This window comes from Leisingera daeponensis DSM 23529 (assembly GCF_000473145.1).
GTDB lineage: Bacteria > Pseudomonadota > Alphaproteobacteria > Rhodobacterales > Rhodobacteraceae > Leisingera > Leisingera daeponensis.
Genome location: NZ_KI421500.1, coordinates 1,605,314 through 1,629,734 on the forward strand (window position 1 = coordinate 1,605,314; position 24,421 = coordinate 1,629,734).

Below are 24,421 nucleotides of genomic sequence, written 5' to 3' on the forward strand. Positions count from 1 at the left end.
TATGTCCCCGATCGTGAAACTCCTGGCTCAGCGCGTTGCGCTGAGCCTGCTTCTTTTGCTGCTCATCTCTGTGGTGATCTTTGCCGGCACCATCGTGCTGCCGGGCGATGTTGCCCAGTCCATCCTTGGCCAGTCCGCAACCCCTGAGGCGCTCGCCAACCTGCGGGAGGAGCTTGGCGTCAACGACCCGCCTGTCGAGCGCTATTTTGCCTGGCTTTTCGGGGCCATGCAGGGCGATCTGGGCACCGCGCTGACCAGCGGCCAGGATATCGCCGAGGCGCTAAGCAGCCGGTTCTGGAATACCCTGTTCCTCGCCTTCTGGGCCGCCGTGGTTGCGGTTCCGCTGGCGATTTTTCTGGGCCTTCTTGCCGTCCGCTTCAAGGACCGCTGGCCCGACAAGCTGATCTCTGCCGTTACCCTGGCCTCGATCTCGATCCCGGAATTCCTGATCGGCTATGTGCTGATGTACTTCATCGCCGTGCAGCTGCGATGGGCCCCGTCGGTGGCAATGATCAACGACAGCATGAACCTGTTCGAAAAGCTGAACGCCATCGCCCTGCCGGTCGCGGTGCTGACCCTGGTGGTGCTGGCGCACATGATGCGCATGACCCGCGCCGCGATCCTCAACGTGATGCAGTCGGCCTATATCGAAACGGCCGAGCTGAAGGGGCTCAACGCCTTTCAGGTGATCTACCGCCATGCGTTCCCCAACGCTATTGCGCCGATCGTCAACGTGGTGATGCTGAACCTCGCCTACCTGGTGGTCGGCGTCGTGGTGATCGAGGTGGTCTTTGTCTATCCCGGCATGGGCCAGTATCTGGTGGACCATGTGTCCAAGCGTGACGTGCCTGTGGTGCAGGCCTGCGGCCTGATCTTTGCCGCCGTCTATATCGGCCTCAACATGGTCGCCGATATCGTCGCCATCCTGAGCAACCCGCGCCTGAGGCACCCGAAATGAAGAATATCCCCATTTCCGCACTCATCGGGCTGTTCTTCACGGCCCTCTATTTCCTCGGCGCCATCTTTGCGCCGCTGCTGGCCCCCTATGGCGTCGGCGAGGTGGTCGGCGATGTGTGGGAGCCCTCCAGCGCAGACTATCTGCTGGGCACCGACAACATCGGCCGCGACCTGCTCAGCCGGATGATCTACGGCGGCCGCACCACCATCTTCATTGCAACGGCTGCCACCGTCCTGTCCTTCACCCTCGGCTCCGTCCTCGGCTTCTTTGCCGCGGTGATGGGCGGCTGGATCGACCAGGCGCTGTCGCGCTTTGTCGACCTGGTGATGTCGATCCCGACCCTGATCTTCGCGCTGGTGGTGCTGTCGGTTGCGCCGGTCACAATCCCGATGCTGATCATCGTGATGGGCCTTCTGGACGCCACCCGCGTCTACCGCCTGGCCCGCGCCGTTGCGGTCGATATCGAAGTGATGGATTTTGTCGAGGCGGCCCGCCTGCGCGGCGAAAGGACCGCCTGGATCATCTTCCGCGAGATCCTGCCCAACGCGCTGTCGCCGCTGATCGCGGAGATGGGCCTGCGCTTCATCTTTGCGGTTCTGTTCGTTTCCACCCTGTCCTTCCTGGGCCTGGGCGTGCAGCCGCCTGAGGCTGACTGGGGCGGCATCGTGAAGGAGAACAAGGAAGGCATCGTCTACGGCATTCCGGCGGCCCTGATCCCGGCCTTTGCCATCGCCACCCTGGCGATCTCGGTCAACCTGGTGGCTGACTGGGTGCTGAACCGGACCACATCGCTGAAAGGAGGCCGCGGATGAGCGATACCCTGTTGAAAGTCCGCGACCTGAAAATCGGCGCGACCGTCTATCCGCCGGGCGAAAAACCCCGTGATATCGAGATCGTGCACGGGGTCAGCTTTGACCTCGCGCCCGGCAAGGTGCTGGGCCTGATCGGGGAATCCGGTGCCGGAAAATCCACCATCGGCCTGGCCTCCATGGCCTATGGCCGCGGCGGCGTGAAGATCACCGGCGGCGAGGTATGGGTCAACGGCCGCGATGTCCTCAAGGGCAGCCACAAGGACATCCGCAAGCTCCGCGGCGGCGAAGTCACCTATGTCTCGCAGTCGGCGGCGGCCTCCTTCAACCCGGCCAAGAAGATCATGGATCAGGTGGTCGAGGCCGCGGTGGAGCAAAAGAAGTTCTCCCGCAAGGACGCCGAGGCCCGCGCGCGGGTGCTGTTTGCCAAGCTGGGCCTGCCGGATCCCGATAATATCGGCGAGCGCTACCCGCACCAGGTGTCGGGCGGCCAGCTGCAGCGCTGCATGACCGCGCTGGCGCTGTGCCCGGAGCCGGATCTGGTGGTGTTCGACGAGCCGACCACCGCGCTCGACGTGACCACCCAGATCGACGTGCTGATGGCGATCAAGGAAGCGATCCGCGACACCGGCGTCGCCGCGCTCTACATCACCCACGACCTGGCAGTTGTGGCACAGGTGAGCGACGACATCATGGTGCTGAAGATGGGCAACACGGTCGAATACGGTCCTGTTGACCAGATCATCAACAACCCGCAGGAGGAATACACCCAGGCGCTGGTCTCGGTGCGCTCCATCGAGCATGAGGAGAAGGCCCCCACCGCGGAGCCGGTGCTGAGCGTGCGCAACATCACCGCGCGCTACAAGGGCACCCAATTCGACGTGCTGCACAATGTGAACGTCGACTTGTACCCCGGCCAGACCTTGGCCGTGGTGGGCGAATCCGGCTCCGGCAAGTCCACGCTCGCCCGCGTGATCACCGGCCTGCTGCCGCCGCGCGAGGGCGAGATCGAATTCGCCGGCCGCAAACTCTCTCCCGACCTCAAAGGCCGCAGCCGCGAGGATCTGCGCGAATTGCAGATGATCTACCAGATGGCAGACGTGGCGATGAATCCGCGCCAGACCGTCGGCACCATCATCGGCCGCCCGCTGGAGTTCTACTTCGGCATGCGGGGCAAGGAGAAGCGCAAGCGGATCATCGAGCTGCTGGACGAGATCGAGCTGGGCGAGAAGTTCATCGACCGCTACCCGGCGGAACTGTCCGGCGGCCAGAAGCAGCGTGTCTGCATCGCCCGCTCGCTGGCGGCCAAGCCCAAGATGATCATCTGCGACGAGGTCACCTCGGCGCTGGATCCGCTGGTGGCGGACGGCATCCTGAAGCTGCTGCTGGAGCTGCAGAAGATCGAGGATGTGGCTTACCTGTTCATCACCCACGATCTGGCGACCGTGCGGGCCATCTCCGACAATATCGCGGTGATGTATCAGGGCAAGGTGCAGCGCTACGGCGGCAAATCCCAGGTGCTGAGCCCGCCGTTTGACGATTACACCGACCTCTTGCTGAGTTCCGTTCCGGAAATGAAGCTCGGCTGGCTGGAAGAGGTGATCGCCCACCGCAAGATGGAAAGCGCCGGCCACTGACACCACCACAAGGCGCAAAGCCCCTGCCCCGTCGCGGGCGGGGGCTTTTTCCTTTTTCAGGCCTTTCTGTTTTGTGCTACTTTGACGCCACTGGGAGAGTGCGGCGATATCAGCCGCAAGCAAGACAATCATGACCGAGCGCAGCTGATTTCCTGCAGGCCGAACCCGAAACCTCCGGGCAGTTTTGCTTTCACGCAGAACAGGAGGGAACATCATGACGGATTGGGCCATTCACGGACAGGAAATCGGCAACTGCAACTGCAATCCCGGGTGCCCCTGCCAGTTTTCCCAGCTGCCCACCGATGGCACCTGCGAGGCATTGCTGACTTACCGCATCGACAAGGGGCATTACGGCAGCGTCAAACTGGACGGCCTCCATGCTGCGGTGCTCTATAAATGGCCGGGCCCGGTGCATGAAGGCAACGGCCAGATGCAGATGATTATCGACGAACGCGCAACGGACGACCAGCGCGCAGCGCTGGAAGCGATCATGACGGGCGAAGACACGGACGAGTTTGCCACCATGTTCTCGGTGTTCAGCCTGATGAGCCCGAACCGGCACGAGACGCTGAGCGCGGAGATTTCGCTGGACTATGACGCGGAGAGCGGCACCGGCACCGCGACAGTGGGCAGCTATGCAGAAACCAAGGTGCAGCCGATCCCGAACATTGTCTCGGGTGATCCGCATTTCATCAGCATCTCGCTGCCGAACGGGTTTGAGTTTTCCAAGGCCGCCATGGCGTGCGGCACCACCCGAACCCGCAATGCCGCCATCAGCCTGGAAAAGAACAGCGGAACCCACGCCCATATCGCCGATCTGCACCTGACCGGCAGAGGCGTTGAGCGCGCGGCCTGAGAACGCCATGCCGCGGGCCCGGCACAGCACGGGGCCCGCGGAATGGCTCGCGCGCCGCGGCGAAGCCGTTGTGCTGGGCGCCGCGGCCATCGTCGTTGCCCTCAGCGCCGCCTACACGGTGCTTGGCGTCGGGATGGACATGACAGCACTCGAAATGACCCGGATGGCCGGGCCAATCGGCGACCCGATGCAGATGGGCGCCGGCGCGGGCTGGACACCGGCCTATGCCGGTTTGATCTTCCTGATGTGGTGGCTGATGATGATCGCCATGATGACCCCCGGCGCGGCCCCTGTCCTGCTGCTGTTCACCGCGCTCAAGAAAGCCGGGTCACACCCCGCCCGGGCGCCGCTGCTGAGCCTTTTGTTCCTAGGCGGCTACCTGCTGGCCTGGGCCGTCTTTTCACTCGCCGCCACCGCGTTGCAGTGGGGGCTGGAAACCGCTGGCCTGTCAAACGGGCCTATGATGTCGCTCAGCAGCCGTGCCCTTGCGGGGGCGCTGCTGCTGGCGGCGGGCGCCTATCAGTTCACCCCCTGGAAGCACGCCTGCCTCTCCCGCTGCCGGATGCCGGTTCAGTTTCTGACCGCGCATCACCGCACAGGCATGGCTGGTGCTTTACTGATGGGCGCCCACCACGGCACGCACTGCCTGGGCTGCTGCTGGGCGCTGATGCTGCTGCTGTTCGCGGGCGGGGTCATGAACCTGTACTGGATCGCCGGCATTGCCCTCTACGTGCTTGCGGAAAAGCACCTGGCCCGCGCCCGGCTGTTCGTTCCGGCCTCTGGCCTCCTGCTGATGCTTGCGGGCGCCAGTCTGATGGCCACCGCGTTCTGAGCTGCGGCAGGCCTGCCCTCCCCCAACATGGTGCCGGTTTCAGACCATCCCTTCGCTTTTTGAATGGCGCTTCAGGAAACTGACATCAAAATGGGGCACCGAAGCCACTGCAAGGCAATGAGGGATTCGGGCCATGGACACCAAACTTCTGCTCATCATTCTGGACGGCGTGCCCTGGCGCAACTTCCGCCGCCTGTTCGGCAATCTGGAAGGCTGGGTCGACAGCGGCGACGCCCGTGTCTGGAAGCTGCGCAGCGTGCTGCCGTCGATCTCCGCCAGCTGCTATGCCTCGATCCACACCGGCGTGGCCCCCGCCGTTCATGGCTGCACCGGCAACGCCAACGTGTTCCGTCTCAAGGAAAAGGACATCTTCAGCCAGGTGCGCGAAGCCGGCGGCGTGACCGGCGCCGTGGCGCACAGCTTCTGGTCGTCCTTCTTCAACCGCCACCCCTTCGACTGCGTGCGCGACATCGAATATGACGAACCGGAAAGCCAGACCATCAACCACGGCCGCTTCCACACCATGACCGGTTACGGCAAGGACAATCAGATGACCCCGTCAGACGTTGACCTGTTCGGCACGCTGACCAATCTCTGCCTGCGCTTCGGCCTCGACTACGGGATGCTGCACACCTGCACGCTGGACAGCATGGGCCACCGCTATTTCCACGACTGCCAGGAAATGGACCACGCCTGTTTCGCGATGGATGAGATGCTGGCCCCCTTCATCACCCGCTGGCGCGATCTGGGCTATGAGGTGATCGTCACCGCCGACCACGGCCAGGACGAGCGCGGCCATCACGGCGGCCGCAGCCCGCTGCAGCAGGAAACCGCGCTGTATTACTTCGGCGAGGCCGACGGCCCCGACCACAGCGACGTCATCGACCAGCGCCAGCTGGCCCCCACGATCCTGAAACGGCTGGGCGCGCCCATCGCCGGCACCATGAAGGCAGAGCCGTTCCTGAGGTAACGTGATTGCGGCGGCCCGTGTGCTAAGATGGCCCACAGCCGCCGTTTTCATTCGCCGGAAAGGATTGCCATGAAATCCCTTGCTGCCGCCTTCTGCCTGTTTGCCGCGCCGGTTCTGGCCAGCGATACCTGCCACGACCTCTGGTTCACCCGGAACGCAATCATTGACCGGGCCGGCTACTGCTTCGGCTCGCCTCTCGGCCAGGCCGTTTTCGATAACCGGGGCTGCCTTGGCAAGTCCGTCTCGCTGCCGCCGCAGGACGAACGGCTGGTGGCACAAGTCAAGCAGATGGAGGCCCGCATCGGCTGCCGGGTGAACAACAAACAGACCTACCTGAACCTGCAAGACCTCCATCTGCGCCACCAGCTGCGGGACCTGCCGGTGCATGATGAATTCGAGGGCGCCTGCCTGGGCTGGCTGGGTCCCGTGATGGGGCTTAGGGCCGGGCACCGGCCGGATGCGCCGCTGATCGGGCAGATCAATACCGGCGACTACGTCAAGTTTTCCCATATCCCGGTGGGCAGCTGGACCTATGTCACCACCTCCGGACCGGACTGGCAGGTGATCAGCGGCGGCTGGCTGGATACGTCGCAGTACGAGGAGCGGTGCCGGGATTTTGCCGGCTAGGCGTTTCTAATCGTCATACGCCCAGATGCCCTGCCCCAGCGCTTCGATGGCAACAGAGATCCGCTCAAAGCTGTCACGGGCGCGGCTGACGCTGTGGCGGGCGCGCAAATAGCCGTGGATCAGCCCCGGCTCGTTGATCCAATGCGCCTTGCCGCCGTCACCGAGGATGCGGTCCCGGTAATCGCGCGAGTCATCCCGGACCGGATCGCAATCGGCCGTCACCAGAACCGTCGGCGGCAGGCCGGAAAAATCGCTGTCCTGAAGCGGCGCAAACAGCGGATCGCTCTTGGGCGCTGCGCGGTCCGTGCGGATGTTCATGTAATACAGCACCTCCTCGCGGGTCAGCATCGGCGCCTGGGCGTGTTCGATGTAGGAGCCCTTCTCCGTATCACCGCCGAAGACGCCGTAGATCAGCACCTGCCCCAGCAGCGCATCGGTCCGGCCCCGGGCGTGGTGCGCCACCGCAGCGCAGATATTCGCCCCGGCGCTGTCGCCCGCGAGCACAATCCCCTTGCCATAGGTCTTTTCTACCCAGTTCAGCACCGTCCAGGCATCTTCGAATGCGGCGGGGTGCTTGTGCTCCGGCGCCAGCCGGTAATCCACCGCCACCACCCTGTAACCGGTCTGGGCGCAGATCTCGGCGCAGATATCGTCATGGCTGTCGAGGCCCCCGACCACAAATCCGCCGCCGTGGCAGAACAGCACCGTGCGGGTGGGATCGCCCGCGGTATAGATCCGCACGGGCACGCCGCCGGCCCGGGCGTCCTTGAAGGTGACGAAGTCCGGGCGCGGCGCCCGGAACTCCCGGGCCATGCAGTCGTAAATGCGGCGCTGCTCCTCTATGGACATGTCCGTGGCGTCATCGGGATAGAGCTCGCCGGTCTTCTGGATGAAATCCCAGGTCTCCTCGTCGATCAGCCGTTCGTAGTCCATCTGCGAGCCTCCCTGCACGCCGCGTTTTCCCGAGCCTAGGCAGAGATTCCCGCAAATGGAATGCCTGAATGAAAAAGCGCCCCGCAGGGCGCCCTTTGATGTTGCATCGGATGACAGCGGTCACGCTGCCGCCGCAGGCTCCCACGGCCGGGTGAAGCTGTTCAGAACACCGTTGATATCCGCCTCCGAGCTGCCGTTGGCGGCGACCTGCGCCACCAGCCCGCGCTTCTTGTCATCAATCACGCTGACAACCCGCGCAGCGATTCCAGCCTGTTCCAGCGCCCCGTTGTAGACACGGATGATCGCCATCTTGCGCAGATCGGGCTTGAACACCTTGCCCACTGCGGTTTTCGGCAGCTCATCCAGCACCGTCAGATGCTTGGGGATCGCCGCGCGCTCATGCACGTGGATCTTGCAGTATTCCAGCAGTTCCTTCTCGCTGACAGAGGCGCCATCGACCAGTTCGACAAAGGCGCAGGGCAGCTCTCCGGAATGGGCGTCCGGCTGGCCGATCGCGCCGGCAAAGGCCACCGCGGAATGCCCCAAAAGCGCCTCCTCGATCTCCGCCGGGTCGATGTTGTGGCCACCGCGGATGATCAGATCCTTGGCGCGGCCGGTGATCCACAGGTAGCCATCCTCGTCGATGCGGCCCAGATCGCCGGTGCGCAGGAATTTGTCCTGATAGTAGAGATCCACGTTCTTGTCGGCTTCGGTATAGGTGTTGCCGGCAAAAACCCCGGGGTTGGACACGCAGATCTCGCCCACCTCGTCCACCCCGCATTCCAGCGGGCCGCCGTTGGTCTGCTTGACGATCCGCACGTCCGTGTAAGGGAACGGAATCCCGACGGAGCCGACCTTCTTCTCGCCGCCGGGCGGGTTGCAGGACACCAGGCAGGTGGCCTCGGTCAGGCCATAGCCCTCGACAATGGTGACGCCGGAGGCGCTTTCGAACCGCTTGAACAGCTCCATCGGCATCGGAGCGGAGCCGGAAAACGCCGTCTTGACGGTCGAGATATCCGCATCCACCGGCCGCTGCATCAGCGCCGACACCGCGGTGGGCACGGTGATGACAAAGGTGATCTTCCAGCGCTCGATCAGCTTCCAGAAATTGTCGAAGACCCCCTCGCCGCGGTAGCCCTGCGGCGTCGGGAACACCACATGCGCGCCAGAGGCCACCGCTGCCATCATGATCACATGCACCGCAAAGACATGGAACAGCGGCAGCGGGCAGATGATGTTGTCTTCCTCGGTGAACAGCAGGGTGCTGCCCAGCCAGCCGTTATAGACCAGGCCCGAATACTTGTGCTGCGCCACCTTGGGCATGCCGGTGGTGCCGCCAGTGTGGAAATAGCAGGCCACCCGGTCGCCCGCGCTGTCAGCAAAGCTCAGCGTCTTGGGGTGCTTCGCCATCTCCGTGGCAAAGCTCATATAGTCGGCGTGTGCAGCCTTGGCCTGGTTGTCCAGCTTGGGCCGCACCAGCGGCACGATCCAGGACTTGGGCGGCGTCAGGTAGCGGTTCAGGTCCACTTCCAGCACCGTGTTCACCCCCGGCGCATGGCGCACCGCCTCGGCCACCTTCTGCGCCACGTCGGTCTTGGGGAACGGCCGCAGCGTCACCACGACCTTGGCCTTGGTCTCGCGCAGGATCGAGGCGATCTGCTCCGGCTCCAAGAGCGGGTTGATCGGGTTCACGATCCCCGCCACCGCGCCGCCCAGCATGGTCACCAGCGTCTCGTTGCAGTTGGGCAGCACATAGGCCACCACGTCCTTCTCGCCGATGCCCAGCGCGCGGAACATGTTGGCTGCCTGGCTCACCTGCTCCTTCAGCGTGCGCCAGGTCAGGGTTTCCGCCTTGTCCTTCGGACCAGAGAAGATCTGATAGCTGACCGCATTGCTGTCCGGAAACTTGTCCGCCGTCCGCGACAGCAGCCCATACAGCGTGGCTGGCAGATCCCGCGCCTCGTACGGCATTTCGTTCTGCAGCGCGTTACGGTCCGTAATCCCGCTAAAACCCATTCGTCTCCTCCCCGTGCCCCCGGTGTTTCGGGGTGTGTTCTCGTTCGCCACAGACTATTGCAAACACGCATTTGCGCAAGCTCCGGCACGGGGTCACGTCAAGGCAGGTTGCGGCATGACGTGACGCCAATTCGGCCAGGAATTGACCTTTTGCCGCAAAAAACGCCCCGGACAGGGTCCGGGGCGCCTGGAATCATGCAAATGCGTGCGGTTACTCCGCGGCCAAACCTTCGGTGAACTGCAGCTTGGCAAGGCGCGCATAAAGGCCGCCCTGCGCCACCAGCTCATCATGGCTGCCGGTGGCGACGATGCGCCCCTGGTCCATCACCACGATACGGTCCGCCTTTTTCACGGTGGCCAGCCGGTGCGCCACGATCAGCGTGGTGCGGCCTTGGCTCAGCTCATCCACCGCGGCCTGCACCAGCCGTTCGCTTTCGGCATCCAGCGCCGAGGTCGCCTCGTCCAAGAGCAGCACCGGCGCGTCGCGCAGGATGGCGCGGGCAATGGCAATCCGCTGTTTCTGCCCGCCCGACAGCATCACCCCGCGCTCGCCGACAAAGCTGTCATAGCCGTCCGGCAGCGTGGAAATGAACTCATGCGCCGCGGCGGCCCTGGCAGCGGCCTCCACTTCCGCATCGGAGGCCTCCGGGCGGCCAAACCGGATGTTTTCGCGGGCCGAAGCGGCAAAGATCACCGGATCCTGCGGCACCAGCGCGATGTGGCGGCGGAACTCATCGCGCTGCAGATGCTTCAGCGCGACACCGTCCAGCTTCACCGCGCCCTGATTGGGGTCATAAAAGCGCTGCAGCAGCTGGATGATGGTGGTCTTGCCTGCACCCGACGGGCCGACAAAGGCCACCGTCTCACCGGGCCGCACCGTCAGCGACACATCCTCCAGCGCTGAGACGTCCGGGCGCGACGGATAGCGGAAGGAGACATTCTCGAATGCGATCTCTCCCCTGACCGGCGCGGGCAGCACCTGCGCGGCCGCCGGATCCACCACGGTGTCCTCGGCGTTCAGCAGCTCCACCAGCCGCTCGGTCGCGCCGGCAGCCCGCTGCAGTTCGCTCCAGATCTCCGACAGGGCGGCGACGGACCCCGCAACCAGTACCGCATAGATCACGAACTGGATCAGCGTGCCCTCGGTCATCGCGCCGGCGCGCACGTCGTTGGCCCCCATCCACAGGACGCCGACAATGCCGGAGAACACCAGGAAGATCACGATCACCGTCAGATAGGCCCGCGTCCGGATGCGGCGGCGCGAGACGTCATAGGCGGTTTCGGTCATCTCGCCGAACTTCAGGCGGCTGGCGTTTTCATGGGTAAAAGCCTGCACCGTCTGCACCGCCCCCAGCGCTTCGCCCGCGTTTCCGGACGACGCTGCGATCCAGTCCTGGTTCTCCTTGCTGATCGCGCGCAAACGGCGGCCCAGAAGCAGGATCGGCACAATCACCGCCGGCACGATCAGCAGCACCATCGCGGTCAGCTTGGCCGAGGTCAGCAGCATCAGCACCATGCCGCCCAGGAAAATCAGCAGGTTGCGCAGCGCAATCGACACCGACGAGCCCAGCACCGACTGGATCAGCGTGGTGTCTGTGGTGATCCGGCTCAGCACCTCGCCGGTCATGATGCGCTCGTAGAACTCCGGGCTCATGCCGATCACCCGGTCAAACACCGCCTTGCGGATATCTGCCACCACGCGTTCGCCCAAACGGGTCACCAGCGCGTAGCGCACGCCGGTGCCCACGGCCAGCAGTGCGGCGATGACCAGCGCAGCGCTGAAGTAGAGGTTCAGCAGCTCGGAATCGGAAATCCGGAAATTGTCCACCACCCGGCGCACCGCCAGCGGCAGCGTCAGCGACAGCGCCGCCGTCAGCACCAGCGCGCAGGTGGCTGCAAACATCAGCCCCCGGTAGGGCCGCATGAACGGCCACAGGGCCGAGAGCACGCCAATTTTCCGGGACTTTTCCCGCTCCTGTTCCGCGTTCGGGGCCGCTTGTCTCCGCGCCATTCCGGATCCTTCTGCAATTTTGGTCTTGCGGGCCTGAAACCCGCGCATTTGCCAAGGTTCATGGCCCCGCAGGCTCCGCACGTCAAGCGCAGAGCAGTTTCAAACAGCGCAGGAAAACGCCAACCGCCCGCGTCACACTGTATCAGCGCGGGTCTTCGGCAGGCGGCGGAGAAGGTCTGGAGCGGGTAGCGGGAATCGAACCCGCACCTTAAGCTTGGAAGGCTCTTATGATACCATTTCACCATACCCGCTCAGGACATCTGCTGATTTATGGGAAGCGCCGGGGAAGGTCAACCACCTTGAATTGCTTTCTCCCGGGGCGGCCGGAAAATTCTCTGCGGCCCTTGCGGAACGCCCCCCAAGCTCCCCAAATGACAGGATAATCCCGCTGCCCGGCAGCCCCCTCAACAATCCGGACGCACGCTGTGACCCAAAGCCCGCAAACCGCCGTCATTACCGCCCACGGCCAGCCCTCCGCCCCCGCGCCCGCCGAAGCGGATCTGGCAAGCCTTGCGGCGGAAGTTGCCGCGCATCTGCCGGGCTGGGACATCCGCTCCGCCACTCTGGCCACGCCGCAGCGGCTGGAGGAGACGGCAGCAGATGGCGCTGTCGTCTACCCGTTCTTCATGTCGGAGGGATATTTCACGGCCAAGGTGCTGCCAGCGCGCCTGAAAGGGATCAGCTGCCGCATCGCGGCGCCTTTCGGCCTGGATGCCGCCCTGCCGCCGCTGGCGGCTCAGGCGGTTCAGCAGGCGGCAGAAGCGAAAGGCTGGGATCCGGACGGGCTTCACCTGCTGCTGGCCGCCCACGGCTCCGCCCGCGGCCCCAAGGCGGCCGAGGCCGCCGAGGCCTTTGCCGCCAGACTGCGCCCGCTGCTGCCCGGCTGCACGGTCATCCCCGGTTACGTCGAACAAGACCCGCGTATTGAAAGCGCGGCGGCGCAGCTCCCCGCCCGCGCCCTTTGCCTGCCGTTCTTCGCCCAGGCCGGCGACCACGTGAAAGAGGACATTCCCGAAGCGCTGGACGCCGCCCGGTTCGGCGGCGCCGTGCTGCCGGTCACCGGCGCGCTGCCGGGCGTTCCCAAGCTGATCGCCGCGGCCATCCGCGCCGCAGCCTTGGACCGCGAACCTTGACCAAACCCCGGTCCTGCGGGATTGTACTCAACCGGAAAGAAAAACAATTTTAGGCCAGGGCAAAGGCAAAACGCCTCTTGCGCCGGCGCCGGGCATGTGATTAATCACGCCTTACACCACGGATGGCGAGTTGGCGGAGTGGTGACGCAGCGGATTGCAAATCCGTGTACACCGGTTCGATTCCGGTACTCGCCTCCACCTTAAATCACAGAAATCCGTGACACCCCAACGCGCTGCAGCCGCACAGGCCGCACGCGCGCTGTGCGGCTTCGAACCGCCCGGCGGCGCCAGGGCCGCCAGGGGGGCTGCAAACGATGCCCGCTAAAGCTACCCCTTCAGCCGAAACCGCTGGATCTTGCCGGTCTCCGTCTTCGGCAGCGCCTCGGTGAACACCACCGAGCGCGGATACTTGTACGGCGCGATCACCGCCTTCACGTGATCCTGCAGCCGTTTGACCAGATCCTCCGACGGCACCTGCCCTTCGGCCAGCACCACATGCGCTTGCACGATCTCGCCGCGGGCCTCGTCCGGGGCACCGACCACGGCGCATTCCGCCACCGCCTCATGCGCCAACAGCGCCGCCTCCACCTCCGGCCCGGCAATGTTGTAGCCGGCCGAGACGATCATGTCGTCGTTGCGCGCGGCGAAATGGAGATAGCCGTCGGCGTCCTGGATGAAGCTGTCGCCGGTGATGTTCCAGCCGTCCGTCACGTAATCTGCCTGACGGCTGTCCTCCAGATAGCGGCAGCCGGTCGGCCCCTTCACCGCCAGCCGCCCGGCCTCGCCGTGCGGGGCCTCGTTGCCGTCCGCATCCAGCACCTTCACCTGATAACCGCGCACCGGCTTGCCGGTGCAGGCTGGCCGGTGGTCGCTGAACCGGTTGGTGATGAAAATATGCAGCAGCTCGGTCGCGCCAATGCCATCCAGCATCGGCTTGCCGGTCTTCTCCATCCATTCCTGATAAACCGGCGCAGGCAGCGTCTCGCCAGCGGAGACCGCGGCCCGCAGCGACGACAGATCGGCGCCTTCGTCCATCGCCCGCAGCATCACCCGGTAGGCGGTCGGTGCGGTAAAGCAGACCGTTGCCTTGTATTTCTCGATGATCTCGATGAGGTTCGGCGGCGAGGCATTCTCCAGTAGCGTCGCCGCCGCCCCGAACCGCAGCGGGAAGATCGCCAGCCCGCCCAGGCCAAAGGTAAAGGCCAAAGGCGGCGAGCCGACGAAGACATCCTCCGGCTGCACATCCAGCACTTCGCGGGCGTAACCGTCGGCGATGATCAGCAGATCGCGGTGGAAATGCATCGTCGCCTTGGGCGAGCCGGTGGTGCCGGACGTGAAGCCCAGGAGCGCAACATCATCGCGGCCGGTTTTCACCGCCTGATAGGTCACCGGTTTTTCCAGCGCCAGCCGGTCCAGTTCCGCATCGTGGTTCGAGGTGCCGTCAAAGCCCACAACCGTTTTCAGGAACTTCGAGTCCTTGGCGCAGGCGACCAGCTCATCCTTCAGGCGGGTGTCGCACAGCGCATGGGAGACCTCGGCCTTGTCGACGATCTTGGCCAGCTCCCCCTTGCGCAGCATCGGCATGGTGTTGATCACCACCGCGCCCGCCTTGGTCGCCGCCAGCCAGCAGGCCACCATCGCCGGGTTGTTGGCCGAGCGGATCAGCACCCGGTTGCCGGGCTTCACGCCCAGATCCTCGGTCAGCACATGCGCCAGCCGGTTGGTCCAGTCGGCCAGCTCCTTGTAAGTGCGGTAGCGGCCGTTGCCGATCAGCGCGGTGCGGTCGCCAAAGCCCTTCTCCACCATCGCATCGGTCAGCTCGACCGCCGCATTCAGGTACTCGGGATACTCGAATCCCTCCAGCAGGAATTCCGGCCACTGGTCCAGGGGCGGCAGGTTGTCCCGGGCGAATGTGTCCACATGGGCGGTCGGTCCCAGCATCTCAATTCCCTCCCTGAAAGGCGCCCAGCGTCTGGCGCGCGATCACCACCCTCTGCACGTCCGAGGCCCCCTCGTAGATGCGCAAGGCCCGGATATCGCGGTACAGCTCCTCCACCTTCTGCCCCCGGCGCACGCCGTCGCCGCCATGCAGCTGCACCGCCTTGTCGATGACCTGCTGCGCCTGGTCGGTGGAGAACAGCTTGGCCATCGCCGCCTCCCGCGTGACCCGCGCGGCGCCGGAATCCTTGGCCCAGGCGGCGCGGTAGACCAGCAGCGCGCTTGCATCCACATCCAGCGCCATGTCGGCGATATGGCCCTGCACCATCTGCAACTCGAACAGCGGCGCACCCTGCACTTGGCGTTCGCTCACCCGCGCCAGCGCCTCGTCCAGCGCCCGGCGGGCAAAGCCCAGCGCCGCCGCCGCCACGGTGGAGCGGAACACATCCAGCACCGACATCGCGATCTTGAAGCCCTGCCCCGGCTGTCCCAGCAGCGCCGATTTCGGGATGCGGCAACCGGTGAACCGCAGCGTCGCCAGCGGATGCGGCGCGATCACCTGCTGGCGCTCAACAACCTCAAACCCCGGCAAACCCGCGGGCACGACAAACGCCGACAGCCCCTTGGCCCCCGGCGCCTCTCCGGTGCGGGCAAACAGCGTGTAGACATCGGCAATGCCGCCGTTGGAAATCCAGGTCTTCTCGCCGTTCAGCACATAATGATCGCCATCCAGGGTGGCGGTCATGGTGGAATTCGCCACATCCGACCCCGACTGCGGCTCGGTCAGGGCAAAGGCCGAAACCGCCTTGCCCGCCCGCGTCAACGGCAGCCATTCCGCCTGCTGCTCCGGGGTGCCGAACAGCGAGATCGCGCCGGTGCCCAGCCCCTGCATGGCAAAGGCAAAATCGGCCAGCCCGTCATGGCGTGCCAGCGTTTCGCGGATCAGGCACAGCGTGCGCACATCCAAGGTCTCGCCGGCTTCGGCACCGCTGTGCCGGGTCCAGCCGGCCTCACCCAAGGCAGCAACCAAAGCCCGGCAGGCCGCGTCGGTGTCGGAATGATCAATCCCGCCCAGATGCGCGCCCGCCCACTCGTCCAGCTCCGCCGCCAGGGCACGGTGCCGGTCTTCAAAGAACGGCCAGGTTAGAAAACTCTTGTCCGCCATCCGCGTCTCCTCCCGGTGAACAGGCTGCGCGCCCGTTTCATCTTTCCCAAAATACTCCCGCCGGAGGCACCTGCACCCTCCTCCGGCGCAGGCTCCAGCGGTGCTGCGGCTCAGTCGCCTTCAAACAGCGGCTTTTCCTTCTTCACGAAGGCATGATAGGCGCGCTCGAAATCCGCTGTCTGCATGCAGATCGCCTGCGCCTGCGCCTCCGCCTCGATCGCCTGCTCGATCGACATGGACCATTCCTGCGCCAGCATGGTCTTGGTCATCATGTGCCCGAAATTGGGGCCGGAAGCGATCCGCTCCGCCCAGCTCTGCGCCTCGCCTTCCAGCGCGTCCGACGCAACCAGCTTGTTGTGAAAGCCCCAGGCGTATCCCTCCTCGGCGCTCATCGACCGCCCGGTATACAGCAGCTCCGCCGCCCGGCCCTGGCCGATGATCCGCGGCAGGATTGCGCAGGCGCCCATATCACAGCCCGCCAGACCCACACGGGTGAACAGGAACGCGGTCTTCGCCTCCGGTGTCGCGATCCGGATGTCCGAGGCCATGGCGATGATCGCGCCCGCACCCACACAGATGCCGTCAATCGCCGCAATCACCGGCTTGCCGCAATTCACCATCGCCTTGACCAGATCGCCGGTCATCCGGGTGAACGCCAAAAGCTCTTTCATGCTCATCTTGGTCAGCGGCCCGATGATATCATGCACATCGCCGCCAGAGCAGAAGTTGCCGCCGTTGGAGGCAAAGACCACCGCCTTGACGGTATCGTCGTAATGCAGTTCCCGGAACCAGTCGCGCAGCTCGGCATAGCTGTCGAAGGTCAGCGGGTTCTTGCGCTCCGGCCGGTCCAGCGAGACGGTGGCCACCCCGTCTTCGATCCGGCACAGGAAGTGTTTCGGGTCCGTGTTCAGCATCACGCCTTGCCTCCGTTTTCCAGACGCCGCGCAACCGCGTCCAGGCTTTCTGTTATTCTCTGCGCCTCATCCGCGGTCAGCCCGTCAAAGGCCGCATTGATCCAGCCCTCATGCGCGTCCGCCTGCCGGGCAAACTCCGCCTTGCCCGCCGGGGTCAGCCGCACCAGGTTGGCGCGCCGGTCGCCCTCGACCTTCTCGCGCAGCACATGGCCGTCCTCGACCAGCCGCTCGACGATGCCGGTCACATTGCCGTTGGAGACTTTCAGGACCCCCGACAGCTCGCTCATCTTCAGGCCTTTATCGTGCTGCATCAGCGCCGCCATCACGTCGAACCGCGGCAGCGTGGTGGAGAAATCGCGCCGCAGGTTTTCCCGCACTTCGCTCTCCACCGCCTTGGTGGCCTTCAGCACCTTCAGCCACAGCCGCAGCCGGTCTTTCGAAGTTGTGCTCAAATCTCCCCTCCCGAAATCGGCAGCGCGCTGCCGTTGACCGAGCCTGCGCCTGCGCTGGCCAGCCACAGCGCCGCCTCTGCCACTTCCTGCGGCTGGATGAACCGGTCCTGCGGGTTGCCCCGGCGCAAAGACTTCGCCGCCTGCTCCGCCGTCATGCCGGTCTTGGCCACGATGTTGTCCAGCGATCTTTGCAGCAGCGGCGTTTCAATGAAACCCGGGCAGATCGCATTCACCGTCACCCCGGTTTTCGCCAGCTCCACCGCCAGCGCCCGGGTCAGGCCGACAACCCCGTGCTTCGCCGCGCAATAGCCGGAGACATAAGGATAACCCTTCAGCCCGGCGGTGGAGGCCACGGCGATCAGCCGCCCCCAGCCCTGCGCCTTCATCCCCGGCAGACAGGCCTGCCAAAGGTTGAAAACACCGGTCAGATTGACCGACAGCGCCGCCTCGAAATCCGCCGTGCTCATCCGCTCAAAGGGTATGGAGGGCGCAGCACCGGCATTGGCCAGCGCAATGCTGACCTGCCCGTTGGCCTCCACCGCCTTGGCCAAGGCCGCATCCACCTCTGCCCTGTCGGTCACATCGCACATTGCGGGAAAGGCGCCCGTTCGGTCCGCCACCTCCTGCAACGGCTCCATGCGGCGGCCCAGGATGGTGACCTTGGCACCGCCCGCGGCAAACCGCGCGGCAAGCTCGGCGCCGACGCCGGAGCCGCCGCCGGAAATTACCGCATGTCTGCCGTCCACGCTCATGCCCGGATCACCTCTGCCTCGCGGTCCGCCAGCCGCCACAGCTGATCGCGGCCCGCGTGATAGGGCAGCGGCCAGTCGCCATGCCGGTCGCCGATCCGCGCCGCCTCATGCAGGCTCCAATAGGGATCGGCCAGATGCGGACGGCCCACGCAGACCAGATCCGCCCGCCCCGCCATCAGGATCGAGTTGGCATGATCGGCCTCATAGATGTTGCCCACCGCCATGGTGGCAATCCCGGCCTCGTTGCGGATGCGGTCGGAAAACGGCGTCTGGAACATCCGCCCGTACACCGGCTTCGCATCGGTCGAAGTCTGCCCGGCAGAGACGTCGATGATATCCGCCCCCGCCGCGGTGAAGGCCTTGGCGATCTCCACCGCCTCCTCCGGCGTCACGCCTTCGTCGCCGACCCAGTCGTTGGCGGAGATCCTGACCGACATCGGCTTGTCTTCCGGCCAGACCGCACGCATCGCCTGGAAGACCTCCAGCGGGTAGCGCAGGCGGTTTTCGAGGCTACCGCCGTACTCATCCTCCCGGATGTTCGATTTTGGCGAGATAAAGGACGAAATCAGATAGCCATGCGCTGCATGAAGTTCGATCATGTCAAACCCGGCACGCTCCGCCATCTGCGCGGCGGTCACGAATTCCGCCTTGATGGCGTCCATCTCCGCGCGTGAGATTTCCCGCGGTGCCGGGTTGTTGTCCGACCACGGGATCGCCGAGGCCGACACCGTTTCCCAGTTCCCGTCAGGCAAGGGCGCATCCATCTCTTCCCAGCCCAGCTGGGTTGAACCCTTGCGGCCCGAGTGGCCGATCTGGCAGCAGATCTTCGCGCTGGTTTCACCGTGGACGAAATCCGTCAGCCGCTTCCACGCCGCCTCATGCTCCGGCGCATAGAGCCCCGGACAGCCCGGCGTGATCCGCCCCTCCGCCGAGACACAGGTCATTTCGGTGTAAACCAGCCCCGCCCCGCCCTTGGCGCGCTCGCCGTAATGGATCAGGTGCCAGTCCGTCGGGCTGCCATCCACCGCCTTGTACTGCGCCATGGGAGAGACCACGATCCGGTTCTTCAGCTCCATACCGCGCAAGGCATAGGGCGCGAACATCGGCGGCCGCACCGGCGCATCCGCAGGCGCGCCCGCCTTGTCCTGAAACCACTTCTCGGCGCTTTGCAGCCACTCCGCATCGCGCAGACGCAGGTTTTCGTGGGAAATCCGCTGCGAGCGGGTCAGCAGCGAGTAATTGAACTGCACCGGATCCATGTCCAGATAGCGCTCGACCTCCTCGAACCACTCCAGCGAATTGCGCGCCGCCGATTGCAGCCGCAGCACATCCAGCCGCCGCTCTTCCTGATAGCGCTCAAAGGCCCGCTCCAGCGACGGTTCGGTGCTGACCAGCTCCGCCAGCGCAATCGCGCTGTCAAAGGCCAGCCGCGACCCCGACCCGATCGAGAAATGCGCCGTGGCCGACGCATCGCCCAGCAGCACCACATTCTCGTGATGCCACTTCTCGCACAGCACCCGCGGGAAGTTGATCCAAACCGCCGCCCCGCGCAGATGCGCCGCGTTCGACATCAGCGCGTGACCGTCCAGATGATCGGCAAAGATCTCCTCGCAGGTGCGGATGATCTCCTCCTTGCTCATGCCCTCAAAGCCCCAGGCCTCCCAGGTCTCGGCAGAGCATTCGACGATCACTGTCGCGGTATCGGCGTCGAACTGATAGGCGTGGATCCACATCCAGCCGTGCTTGGTCTTCTCGAAGATGAAGGTGAAGGCATCGTCGAATTTCTGATGGGTGCCCAGCCAGATGAACTTGCAGGGGCGCACGTCGATTTCCGGTTTAAAATGCTCCGCGAACTCATTGCGAACACTGGAATTCAGCCCGTCGCAGCCGACGACCAGATCGTATTCTTTCTGATACTCGGCAGCGGTCTTGGCAACGGTTTCGAACTGCAGATCGACCCCCAGTTCCCGCGCCCGGTCCTGCAGCAGCAGGAGCATCTTCTTGCGCCCGATCCCGGCAAAGCCGTGGCCGCCTGACACCGTGCGGGTACCGTCATGGACAACCGCGATGTCATCCCAATAGGCAAAGCTCTCCCGGATTGCCGCCGCGCTTTTGGGGTCGTTTGCGCTCAGGTTCTCCAGCGCGTCATCCGACAGCACCACGCCCCAGCCAAAGGTGTCATCCGCCTTGTTGCGCTCGATCACCGTGACCTCGGCCTCCGGCTGGCGCAGTTTCATCGAGATCGCAAAGTAGAGGCCGGCAGGCCCTCCCCCCAGACAGACGACTTTCATGACCATCCACTCCCGCTCAGCGCTGTTTATGGCGATCAGGATAAGCGGGTCCGGAAAAACTTCAAGCCTAAAGTTTTAAGCTTGAAGCAAATCGCCGCAAGAAGCCCCTGCGCCCCGGATGCCAGGCCGCTCCAAGAAAGCTAAGCGCAATGGCACTTTGCCCGGGCGGTGCGGCCAGACCGGCCCGCCGCACAGCCCGGCGCGGATCACAGCCCCCGCAGGTACTCCATCACCGCCGGGCGCACCGCCTGGTCGCCGCGGTGGCGGGCGTCAGCGATGATCTTGCGCAGCTCGCCCAGATCCACCCGCAGCAGCAGCGATTTCACCGGCCCGATCGAGGCCGGCCGCATCGACAGCGTGCGGATGCCCATCGCGGCCAGGCACACCGCCTCAACCGGGCGCCCCGCATCCTCTCCGCAGAAGCTGAGGGGCGTGCCGGAGATCGCGCAGCGTTCGACAATCCGTTCGATAAAGCTCAGGAAGCTGACGTTCAGCGTGTCATAGCGGCGGCGCACCCGCTCGTTCTCCCGGTCCGCCGCAAAGAAGAACTGTTTCAGGTCGTTGCCGCCGATCGAGATAAACGCCACCTCGTCAAAGAACTTCTGCGGTGCATAGGCCAGCGACGGCGTCTCCAGCATCGCGCCCACCTTCAGATCGGAAGGCAGAACATGGCCCAGAATACGCTCGCGCTCGATGGTCTTTTCGACCTCGGCCTTGGCGGCGCGGTATTCTTCGAACTGCGCGACAAAAGGGAACATGACCAGCAGCGGCCGCCCTTCGGCGGCGCGCAGCAGCGCCTGCAGCTGCATCCGCATCACCCCGGGCTTGTCCAGCCCCACCCGGATCGCCCGCCAGCCCAGCGCCGGATTCGGCTCATCCGTGGGCTTCATATAGGGCAGCACCTTGTCCGACCCGATATCCAGCGTGCGGAACACCACCGGCTTGCCGTGGGCCGCATCCAGCACCCGCTTGTACAAGGCCTTCAGCTCCGACCGCTTGGGCATCTGGTTGCGCACCAGGAACTGCAGCTCGGTGCGGAACAGCCCCACCCCCTCGGCGCCGGAGCCGTCCAGCGACGGCAGATCCGCCATCAGGCCCGCATTCATCATCATGCTGATGCGCTGCCCGTCGGTGGTCACCGCGGGCTTGTTGCGGATCGAGGCATAACGCTCCTGCGCCTGGGTATGCATCGCGATCTTGTCGCGGAAGGCGCCGACGACGGTCTCTTCGGGACGCAGATGCACCACGCCCTGATCGCCATCCACCATGATATGGTCGCCATTCAGCGCCTCGGTGGTGATGCGCTTGGCATTCACCACCAGCGGAATTGCCAGCGCCCGCGCGACAATGGCCGCGTGAGAGCCGACGGAGCCCTCCTCCAGCACGATCCCACGCAGTCCGCGGCCGTATTCCAGCAGGTCGCCCGGGCCGATGTTGCGGGCAATCAGAATCGGGTTCTCCGGCAGCTCCGCGCCCGTATCGGCGCCCTGGCCGGTCAGGATCCGCAGCAGCCGGTTCGACAGGTCGTCCAGATCGCTGAGCCGTTCGCGCAAATAGGCGTCCTGCACCTGGCTCATCCGGGCGCGGGCCTGGGACTGCTCCTTCTCCACCGCCGCCTCGGCGCTTAGGCCGCGGGCGATGTCCTCTTCCATCCGCCGCATCCAGCCCTTGGAATTGGCGAACATCCTATAGGCTTCCAGAACCTGCAGCTGCTCCTTGTCGCCGTTGCGCGACACCTCCAGCATCTTGTCGACACCGACCCGCAGCTCCTCCACCGCATCATGCAGCCGTTCCAGCTCGCGCTGCGGATCATCGGCAATCGGATTGGTGACAATCACCCGCGGCTCGTGCAGCCAGACATTGCCTTCCGCCGCGCCCTCCTGGGCGGAGGTGCCGTGGATCAGCACCGCCTGCTGGTGCAGCGGCGACAGCGCCGCGCCCTCGCCGACAAAGGCGCCCAGCTCGGTCATCTCGGCGATCACCATCGCCACCACTTCCAGCGCGTAAACCGCATCCGAGGAAAATTCGCGCGCTTCCTTGGACTGCACCACCAGCACGCCCAGCATCTCGCCCAGCCGCTGAACCGGCACGCCCAGGAAGGAAGAATACCGCTCCTCCCCGGTTTCCGGCATATAACGGAAGCCTTTGGCATTTGGCGCGTCTGGCGTGTTCACCACCTTGCCGAACCGCGCCACCCGGCCCACCAGGCCCTCGCCGATGCGCATCCGGGTCTGGTGCACCGATTCGATGTTCAAACCCTGAGTCGCGCACAGCTCCAGCGTCTCATCATCGCGGAACAGATAGACCGAGCACACCTCGGTCCCCATGCTGTCGGCGATCAGATGGGTGATCTTGTCGAGCCGCGCCTGACCGGCATCATCACTCGCCATCGCCTCGCGCAAGCGGCCCAGAAGCTTCCTGCTTTCGGATTCCGTACTATCGGCCATTCTCACCCTCTCCCGAGGTCGTTTCCCCGCACGCTGCCGCCCGACTGCTGTTCCGGAACGGATACCGCCCAGAGTAGTACGCCAGCGCTCTCTCCTCCACCTACTTGTCCCACCCCGCACTGAAAAGTCCAAGTGTTTTTACTGCATTGCCCGCAATCAGAGCAGCGCCTGCCAGGGTAGCGCAGAATACAGCGCAACGCGGTCCAGACACAACAAAGGCGCCGGAAGGGCGCCCTTGCAGTGAGTCGGTTCTCAGGTCCGGATCAGCGCTTAGCCGGCTTTCTCCAGCTCAAATGCGTCATGCAGCGCCTGCACGGCCAGCTCCATGTACTTACGGTCGATCAGCACCGAAATCTTGATTTCCGAGGTGGTGATCACCTTGATGTTGATGCCCTCGTCCGACAGCACCTTGAACATCTTCGCCGCCACGCCGGACTGCGAACGCATACCGATGCCGACCACCGAAACCTTGGCCACATTCCGGTCGGCCAGCAGCTCCGCATAGTTCAGCTCACCCTTTTCCTTGATCGCCAGCAGCGCCTTCTCGGCGCGGGCAACCTGGTCGGTCGGGCAGGAGAAGGTCATGTCGGTGCGGCCCTCTTCGGAGATATCCTGCACGATCATGTCCACATTCACGCCCGCGTCGCTCAGCGTGGTAAAGATGGTGGCCGCGATGCCGGGGCGGTCGGCCACCGACTGCACGGTCAGCTTGGCTTCGTCACGGGAATAGGCCACACCGGCCACAACATTGGATTCCATGATTTCCTCCTCGTCGCAGACCAGGGTTCCGGCCTCGTCGGACTGTTCCTCAAAGCTCGACAGAACGCGCAGCTTCACCTTATAGCGCATTGCCAGTTCGACCGAGCGGGTTTGCAGCACCTTGGCCCCCAGCGAGGCCAGCTCCAGCATCTCTTCAAAGGCGATTTTGTCCAGTTTGCGCGCCTTGTCGCAAATCCGCGGGTCGGTGGTATAGACACCGTCCACGTCGGTGTAGATATCGCAGCGCTCCGCCTCGAAAGCGGCGGCAAACGCCACTGCCGTGGTGTCGGAACCGCCCCGGCCCAGGGTGGTGATCCGCCCCTCGGGGCTGATGCCTTGGAACCCGGCCACAACCGCCACTTTCATGCCCTCGGCAAACTTGGCGCGGATGTTTTCCGGCGGGATCTCCTCGATCCGGGCCTGGCTGTGCGCCGAGTTGGTCTTGAGCGGCACCTGCCAGCCCTGCCAGCTGCGCGCCGGAACATCCATCTCCTGCAGCGTCAGCGCCATCAGGCCCGCGGTCACGTTCTCGCCAGAGGACACCACGGCGTCATATTCGCGCGCGTCATACAGCGGCGAGGTCTCGTCAACCCAGCCCACCAGCTCGTTGGTCTTGCCGGACATGGCAGAGACGATGACGATCACGTCATAGCCCTTGGCCACTTCAACGCCGACGCGTTTGGCGGCGCGGCGGATGCGGTCCAGGTTGGCGACAGAAGTGCCGCCGAATTTCATCACAAGTACGGGCATATGGAGCGGGTCTCCCTGCGCTTGCGGGTTTCGGTCCCGTGCCTCATATGCGAGCGGCCCTGCAAGGGCAAGAGCGCGCAGCCCCATCCGGCAAGGAAGCTGCGGCTGAACCGGGTCCAGCGGCGCGGCAAACCGCCACAACCGCCGCTTTGCGCAATTTCTGCCAATGCG

At 64.7% G+C, this 24,421-nt stretch carries 19 protein-coding genes and 2 tRNA genes; 9 read left to right on the top strand and 12 right to left on the bottom strand.

What is annotated here, in order from left to right; translation table 11 throughout:
- The first annotated feature begins 1 nt into the window (after position 1).
- From DAEP_RS0108240 to DAEP_RS0108270, 7 genes are all read left to right on the top strand, one after another.
- Positions 2-958 carry an ABC transporter permease gene (locus tag DAEP_RS0108240; RefSeq protein WP_008553582.1) on the top strand — a complete coding sequence of 319 codons (957 nt, stop codon included), beginning with the start codon at positions 2-4 and terminating at the stop codon, positions 956-958.
- Positions 955-1,770: an ABC transporter permease gene (locus DAEP_RS0108245; protein ID WP_027244329.1), complete on the top strand. Its 816-nt coding sequence runs from the start codon at positions 955-957 to the stop codon at positions 1,768-1,770. The genes DAEP_RS0108240 and DAEP_RS0108245 overlap by 4 nt, the downstream gene beginning before the upstream one ends.
- Entirely contained in the window at positions 1,767-3,404 is a 1,638-nt protein-coding gene (locus tag DAEP_RS0108250; protein ID WP_027244330.1) for an ABC transporter ATP-binding protein, read from the top strand. Before DAEP_RS0108245 ends, DAEP_RS0108250 begins: the two co-directional genes overlap by 4 nt.
- Before the next feature lie 214 nt (positions 3,405-3,618).
- Positions 3,619-4,260 (top strand): DUF1326 domain-containing protein, encoded by a 642-nt coding sequence (locus DAEP_RS0108255; protein WP_027244331.1) that lies wholly within the window; start codon positions 3,619-3,621, stop codon positions 4,258-4,260.
- A 7-nt stretch (positions 4,261-4,267) separates the two neighbouring features.
- Positions 4,268-5,092 (top strand): DUF2182 domain-containing protein, encoded by an 825-nt coding sequence (locus DAEP_RS0108260; RefSeq protein WP_027244332.1) that lies wholly within the window; start codon positions 4,268-4,270, stop codon positions 5,090-5,092.
- Between the two features lie 133 nt (positions 5,093-5,225).
- Positions 5,226-6,062: an alkaline phosphatase family protein gene (locus DAEP_RS0108265; RefSeq protein WP_008554287.1), complete on the top strand. Its 837-nt coding sequence runs from the start codon at positions 5,226-5,228 to the stop codon at positions 6,060-6,062.
- 69 nt (positions 6,063-6,131) lie between these two features.
- Positions 6,132-6,689, top strand: coding sequence for a DUF4453 domain-containing protein (locus DAEP_RS0108270; protein WP_027244333.1), 558 nt, complete (start codon positions 6,132-6,134; stop codon positions 6,687-6,689).
- Positions 6,690-6,695: 6 nt separating this feature from the next.
- Here the strand turns inward: DAEP_RS0108270 and DAEP_RS0108275 are convergent, their stop codons facing one another.
- The 4 genes from DAEP_RS0108275 to DAEP_RS0108290 all read right to left on the bottom strand — a co-directional run bounded on the left by DAEP_RS0108275 (position 6,696) and on the right by DAEP_RS0108290 (position 11,900).
- The gene (locus DAEP_RS0108275) at positions 6,696-7,622 is read right to left on the bottom strand and encodes an alpha/beta hydrolase (protein WP_027244334.1); all 927 of its coding nucleotides are present in this window, start codon (positions 7,620-7,622) and stop codon (positions 6,696-6,698) included.
- A 120-nt stretch (positions 7,623-7,742) separates the two neighbouring features.
- A complete protein-coding gene (locus DAEP_RS0108280; protein ID WP_027244335.1) occupies positions 7,743-9,638 on the bottom strand; it encodes an acyl-CoA synthetase in 1,896 nt (631 codons plus the stop codon).
- 211 nt (positions 9,639-9,849) lie between these two features.
- Complete coding sequence (locus DAEP_RS0108285) at positions 9,850-11,649, bottom strand: ABC transporter transmembrane domain-containing protein (protein WP_027244336.1); 1,800 nt, start codon at positions 11,647-11,649, stop codon at positions 9,850-9,852.
- A 177-nt stretch (positions 11,650-11,826) separates the two neighbouring features.
- A tRNA-Gly gene (locus DAEP_RS0108290) sits at positions 11,827-11,900 on the bottom strand.
- A 174-nt stretch (positions 11,901-12,074) separates the two neighbouring features.
- Here DAEP_RS0108290 and DAEP_RS0108295 point away from each other — a divergent pair.
- Together DAEP_RS0108295 and DAEP_RS0108300 are read left to right on the top strand one after the other, a co-directional pair.
- The gene (locus DAEP_RS0108295) at positions 12,075-12,782 is read left to right on the top strand and encodes a CbiX/SirB N-terminal domain-containing protein (RefSeq protein WP_027244337.1); all 708 of its coding nucleotides are present in this window, start codon (positions 12,075-12,077) and stop codon (positions 12,780-12,782) included.
- 124 nt (positions 12,783-12,906) lie between these two features.
- Positions 12,907-12,980, top strand: a tRNA-Cys gene (locus DAEP_RS0108300).
- 129 nt (positions 12,981-13,109) lie between these two features.
- Here DAEP_RS0108300 and DAEP_RS0108305 read toward each other — a convergent pair.
- The 8 genes from DAEP_RS0108305 to DAEP_RS0108340 form a co-directional block, all read right to left on the bottom strand.
- The gene (locus DAEP_RS0108305) at positions 13,110-14,723 is read right to left on the bottom strand and encodes an AMP-binding protein (protein WP_027244338.1); all 1,614 of its coding nucleotides are present in this window, start codon (positions 14,721-14,723) and stop codon (positions 13,110-13,112) included.
- A gap of 1 nt (position 14,724) precedes the next feature.
- Positions 14,725-15,885, bottom strand: coding sequence for an acyl-CoA dehydrogenase family protein (locus tag DAEP_RS0108310; RefSeq protein ID WP_008557567.1), 1,161 nt, complete (start codon positions 15,883-15,885; stop codon positions 14,725-14,727).
- Between the two features lie 110 nt (positions 15,886-15,995).
- Positions 15,996-16,799 (bottom strand): enoyl-CoA hydratase family protein, encoded by an 804-nt coding sequence (locus tag DAEP_RS0108315; protein WP_027244339.1) that lies wholly within the window; start codon positions 16,797-16,799, stop codon positions 15,996-15,998.
- Positions 16,799-17,251, bottom strand: a complete 453-nt coding sequence (locus DAEP_RS0108320; RefSeq protein WP_008554157.1) for a MarR family winged helix-turn-helix transcriptional regulator — start codon at positions 17,249-17,251, stop codon at positions 16,799-16,801. The genes DAEP_RS0108315 and DAEP_RS0108320 overlap by 1 nt, the downstream gene beginning before the upstream one ends.
- The gene (locus DAEP_RS0108325; RefSeq protein WP_027244340.1) at positions 17,248-18,003 is read right to left on the bottom strand and encodes an SDR family NAD(P)-dependent oxidoreductase; all 756 of its coding nucleotides are present in this window, start codon (positions 18,001-18,003) and stop codon (positions 17,248-17,250) included. The genes DAEP_RS0108320 and DAEP_RS0108325 overlap by 4 nt, the downstream gene beginning before the upstream one ends.
- Complete coding sequence (locus tag DAEP_RS0108330) at positions 18,000-20,294, bottom strand: bifunctional salicylyl-CoA 5-hydroxylase/oxidoreductase (protein ID WP_027244341.1); 2,295 nt, start codon at positions 20,292-20,294, stop codon at positions 18,000-18,002. Before DAEP_RS0108330 ends, DAEP_RS0108325 begins: the two co-directional genes overlap by 4 nt.
- A gap of 206 nt (positions 20,295-20,500) precedes the next feature.
- Positions 20,501-22,741 (bottom strand): phosphoenolpyruvate--protein phosphotransferase, encoded by a 2,241-nt coding sequence (ptsP, locus tag DAEP_RS0108335; RefSeq protein ID WP_008557741.1) that lies wholly within the window; start codon positions 22,739-22,741, stop codon positions 20,501-20,503.
- Positions 22,742-23,011: 270 nt separating this feature from the next.
- Positions 23,012-24,250: an aspartate kinase gene (locus DAEP_RS0108340; RefSeq protein WP_008557620.1), complete on the bottom strand. Its 1,239-nt coding sequence runs from the start codon at positions 24,248-24,250 to the stop codon at positions 23,012-23,014.
- Between the last annotated feature and the right edge of the window lie 171 nt (positions 24,251-24,421).